Annotated in this window: 4 protein-coding genes; 3 read left to right on the top strand and 1 reads right to left on the bottom strand. The window is 60.3% G+C overall.

What is annotated here, in order from left to right:
• Positions 1-126: 126 nt before the first annotated feature.
• Positions 127-276 carry a hypothetical protein gene (locus tag IAE77_RS00355; protein ID WP_294219666.1) on the bottom strand — a complete coding sequence of 50 codons (150 nt, stop codon included), beginning with the start codon at positions 274-276 and terminating at the stop codon, positions 127-129.
• Positions 277-466: 190 nt separating this feature from the next.
• Here IAE77_RS00355 and IAE77_RS00350 point away from each other — a divergent pair, with 190 nt between their 5' ends.
• The 3 genes from IAE77_RS00350 to IAE77_RS00340 form a co-directional block, all read left to right on the top strand.
• Entirely contained in the window at positions 467-3,406 is a 2,940-nt protein-coding gene (locus tag IAE77_RS00350) for a DNA methyltransferase (protein WP_294219665.1), read from the top strand.
• A gap of 54 nt (positions 3,407-3,460) precedes the next feature.
• The gene (locus IAE77_RS00345) at positions 3,461-4,588 is read left to right on the top strand and encodes a hypothetical protein (RefSeq protein WP_294219664.1); all 1,128 of its coding nucleotides are present in this window, start codon (positions 3,461-3,463) and stop codon (positions 4,586-4,588) included.
• Positions 4,575-4,789 (top strand): hypothetical protein (locus IAE77_RS00340; RefSeq protein WP_294219663.1); only part of this gene is annotated, 215 nt, incomplete at its 3' end. The genes IAE77_RS00345 and IAE77_RS00340, both read left to right, overlap by 14 nt.

The following is a 4,789-nucleotide window of genomic DNA, read 5'->3' as shown; positions in this document are numbered from 1 at the left end:
CGGGGCCGGGCATGGTGACGCCGCCTTGGCCCGCGTAACCCCAGCGGGCGGCGATGGCGAGGTCGGGGGCTGTAATCGGGGCATTCTTGCCCCGTGGCTGAGAGGGGCCAGGAATGGCCCCATTACTTACGGCCAGCTCGCCGAGGCCTTTGAGGTGGGGTGGACTTTCAGGGTGGTGACGCCTTCGACGGGCATTTCGGGATCGAGCAGGGCGGCGATCTGGCGGCCGAGGGCGGCTCCGGCCTGGAGGACTTTGGCGGTCTTCGGCAGGGGCACGCGGGGCCAGATCCAGCCTTCCATCCTCTGGCGGCGGTGAGAGAGGTTGGAGGCCCCGCACCAGCGTGACGGCCTGCGGCGGAAAGCACCTCAGCCGAAGGCAGCCTGCCGCGGTGAATCAATCAGCCCACCACCATTCCGCATCCCTGCTTGACCCTGCTCTTGCTCCTCTCGTAAAAAGGGCTCCCGCATGACCTCCGCCGAAGCCAAGACGCTCCTTCCGCCCTTCCTCGACTTCGTGAAGACGTTGCAGGGTGATGAAAAAAGCGAAGCGCAGATTTTCCTCGACCGCCTGTTCCGTGCCCTCGGGCATGATGGGGCCAAGGAAGCCGGGGCCACCTTCGAGTATCGCGTGGCCAAGAAGCCCGGTTCCTCCCAGCTCTCCCTCTTCTCCGGGGATGACCTCGCCTCCGCGCCAAAGCTCAAGGGCGGCGTGAAGTTCGCCGACCTCCTCTGGCCCGGCCGCGTGCTCATCGAGATGAAGTCCCGTGGTGAGAAGCTGGAGAAGCACTACGACCAGCTCTTCTATTATTGGAGCCACATCGTCCCGAAGCGTCCGCCCTTCGCCATCCTGTGCAATTTCGACGAGCTTTGGATCTACGACTTCAACGAGCAGCTCTTTGATCCCGTCGATCGCATCCGCATCAGCGAGCTGCCAAAGCGCTACCTCTCCCTCGGCTTCCTCTTCCGCCATCAGGTTGAGCCCCTGTTCGAGAACAACCGCGTCACCGTCACGCGCAATGCGGCGGATCATCTCGCCCACGTCTTCCGCTCCCTCATCGCCGACCGGCCCGTGAACGAGCGCATCGAGCGTGCCCGCGCGCAGCGCTTCATCCTGCAGATGCTCGTCAGCTACGTCTCGGAGGATTTGAACCTCCTGCCGAACCAGATCGTCACCCAGCTTCTCGACGAATGCCTGCGCAAGGAGGCCAACAGCTACGATGTCTTCGGCGGCCTGTTCCAGCAGATGAACAACACCGTCAAGGCCGACGGCGGCCGGTTCAAAGGCGTTCCTTACTTCAATGGCGGCCTCTTCAGCAAAGTGGACCCCATCGAACTGAAGCAGGGCGAGCTGGAGCGCCTCCGCCGCGCCGCCGATCAGGACTGGTCCCAAGTCCGCCCGGAAATCTTCGGCACCCTGTTCCAGCACAGCATGGATGCCGGAGAGCGCCATGCCTACGGCGCGCACTTCACCTCCGAGGTGGACATCAACAAGGTCATCGAGCCCACCATCGCCCGCCCGTGGCGCGAGCGCATCGACGCCTGCGGCAAACATCGCAACAAGCTGCGGGAATGCCTCAAGCAGCTCCGCCTCTACCGCGTGCTCGATCCCGCCTGCGGCTCCGGCAACTTCCTCTACCTCGCCTACCGCGTGTTGAAGAGATTGGAGCGCGACATCCTCCTGCGCCTGCGGGAGGCCGGGGAGCCGCATGACAACCTCGTCTCCGCCGTCACGCCCTTGCAGCTCTTCGGCATGGACGTGCTGCCCACTGCCGTTGAGATCGCCCGCGTCACCCTCACCCTCGCCAAAGAACTCGAGGTGCTGGAGGCGGAGAAACTCAGCGACGCCGACGGCCTCTACCTGCCCGAAAGCCCGCTGCCGCTCGACAACCTCGACAAACAAATCCAGTGCGCCGACGCGCTGTTCACGGAGTGGCCCAAGGCGGACGCCATCATCGGCAATCCGCCGTATCTTGGCTCACGTCGCATCCCTCTCGACCTTGGCTACGACTATGCCAACAAACTCTATGGCCGCTTCTCAGACGTGCCGAAGATGGCCGACTTCTGCTCGCATTGGTTCCGCCTCGCGCATGATACGCTGCCGGAAGGTGGACGAGCCGGACTCGTCGGCACCAACAGTATCCGTCAGAATGAGACGCGCGAAGCCAGTCTGGACTACATCGTCGAGAATGGTGGCACCATCACCGAAGCGGTTTCAACTCAAGTCTGGAGTGGTGAGGCCGCCGTCCATGTCTCCATCGTGAACTGGACAAAGAATCCTGCCGATGGTGGGGCCGACAAAGGAGCTGAGCCTGCAACACTGATCTTCCAACTTGGGGACTCTGTGGACAGCCCATGGGAGACATTTGAAATCCCTTCGATTGGACCTTCTCTTTCCATTGGCCCTGATATGGGCAGCGCCATCGTTCTGTCTGCCAATGAGAATGCCAAGGCTTGCTTTACCGGACAGAATCCAGTGAACGCTGGCTTCTTCATCACTCATGGTGAGGCGAGTTCCATGATTCATGCCGATCCAAGGAATAAGGAAGTAATATTCCCCTACATGATCGGTCGCGACATGCTCGAAGCGGGCGGTCCGACACGTTCGATCATCGACTTTGCGAAGCGTGATCAGTTTGAGGCGCGCAGCTATGACCTTCCTTGGAAACGCTTGGAAGCCCATGTGAAGGATTCAGTCTTGGCACGAGCGGTTGAAGAACAAAAAGCCACTGGAAAAGAAGTGACGCGCTACACGCGAATCGCAGAACGGTGGTGGCAGTTCTATGACTACCGGCCCGGTACCATTGCCGCCATCAACAGTGTTCCGAGATACGTTGCCGTCTCGCGCGTCACGAAGAGGCCTATCTTCGAGTTTGTGAGCTCTGCCATTCATGCGGACACCGCGCTTGTCGTCTTCCCGATGGCTGATGATTACTCGTTTGGGATTCTTCAGTGCGGCATTCACTTTGCATGGTTCAAGGCACGCTGCTCTTCGCTCAAAGGCGACTTCCGCTACACCAGCGACACCGTCTTCGACACCTTCCCGTGGCCGCAGGAGCCGACGCCGAAGCAGATGCGGGCCGTGGCGGACGCGGCGGTGGCCCTGCGGCAGCTTCGGCGCGACACGATGGACAAGCTCGGCTGGTCCCTGCGCGACCTCTACCGCAGCCTGGAGCAGCCCGGTGCCAATCCCCTGCGCGATGCGCACGCCGCTCTCGACGCCGCCGTGCGTGCTGCCTACGGCATGGGCAAGAACGACGACATCCTCACCCACCTCCTCGCCCTCAACCACGCCTGCGCAGAGAAAGAGAAAGCAGGCCAGAAGATCACCCCACCCGGCCTCCCGCTTCCTCCGGAGGAGCACGCTGCCTTCATCACGGCGGACTGCATCACAGCGCCTATCGTCTGAGCCTTCCCCGTATCATTCAACGCCGCTCTGAGCGTCACTGATTCCACCTGAAGCATGTATCCCCATCACCCATCAGGACAACATCCGCCCAGTGACCGCAGTGAGTCACCACCCCAAAAGATGCTCTCGGGGTGTGTTGGGTTGCTCCTGGCCCCTTTTGTCTTTCTCTACTACGTGGTGATGTGGATTTTCACCCCGGCCACGGACCCAACCGGCGGCTGGCAAACCCTGGAGCTCACCCGCGATCAAAAACATGCGCGCGAGATCAGGCAAAGGGTGCAGCAAAACAGCCCCGAACGTGTGGACGAAGTTCTCGAACAACTCCGACGTGGCAGCCTGAAATACAGGTTTCCCGAGGAGATTGAAATCCGAAGCCATGTGAATGTGACGGCCGTCATTGAGCAAATGCCCGGCGAAGCGGCACGTGCGGGAAACAACCAAGGCAAGGAGCTGGTGCCGGTAACTCAACGAATGGCCTTGCGCTTGATTCCATCCGATGAACTGGAGGCGACGCTCGAAGGAGACGAAGCCAAAGGAGTCAAGTCAACGGGCGAGACGGCCTGGAACTGGAAATTGAGCGGCAAGAAAGCGGGCGAAGGTTCGGCCGTTCTCCTGGCCACTCTGCTGCTTGAAGACACGAGCGGCCCCCTGCTGCCCTTGGAGATCAGGCGGGAAAAGCTGGCCATCAAAGTCACCTACCCCTTCATGAAGCGGCTGGGAGATGCCTGGGACTGGCTCTATGAGCATGTCATCATGGTGGCTCTCGTCGCGTTGATCGGCGGGCTGATGGCGTGGCTGCTCGGCAAGATTCAGAAGACCAAGAACGCGAAGGCCGCAAGCATGTCCGACACCGTCATCATGCCCGTGTCGTCGGCGAGACTCCGTGAAGTCATACTGCAAAGAGAATTTCCCATTCACGGAACTCTCGCATTTGCGTTCGGAACCCAGGACCGGTGGATCGCCTTGTTTGAGGCCAAGCCTGTCAACGCCATCACTCAGATTGCAAAGATCAGCAGTTTGCAGCGATGCACCAAGGGCTGGAAGCTCCTTCTAGATGAACCGAGGAAGCTTCATCTTCCCCTGAACCGTGCCAAAGGTGCCAGACGCCGCGCCTTCAAAAAGGTGCGCTATACCACCCACGCCAAGATCATGGCGGCCAAAACGGTGGATGATCTGTTTTGACCGGGTCGATCGAGGGAGCCCTCCGATGATGCGGAGAAGCATCACGTTTGGTGAAAATGGGGCCGGGATTTTTGGAAATTTCGGTGAAAAAGGCTTCCTTTTCGGCGGCGAAACGGGGAGTATTTTTACCCGGAGCTACAATTGTAGCCCAACCTCAACACCACCAACCCTGTATCTGATCATGAAACACGGCTCCGAACG

Source organism: Prosthecobacter sp. (assembly GCF_014879935.1).
Lineage (GTDB): Bacteria > Verrucomicrobiota > Verrucomicrobiia > Verrucomicrobiales > Verrucomicrobiaceae > Prosthecobacter.
Note: the sequence above shows the minus strand (reverse complement) of the source record. Positions and strands in the feature narration are given on the sequence as shown.

What these genes read in the sequence shown, in the direction of transcription:
- IAE77_RS00350 (WP_294219665.1), top strand. Translation starts at nt 467, where the DNA reads ATGACCTCCGCCGAAGCCAAGACGCTCCTTCCGCCCTTCCTCGACTTC.
- IAE77_RS00345 (WP_294219664.1), top strand. Translation starts at nt 3,461, where the DNA reads ATGTATCCCCATCACCCATCAGGACAACATCCGCCCAGTGACCGCAGT.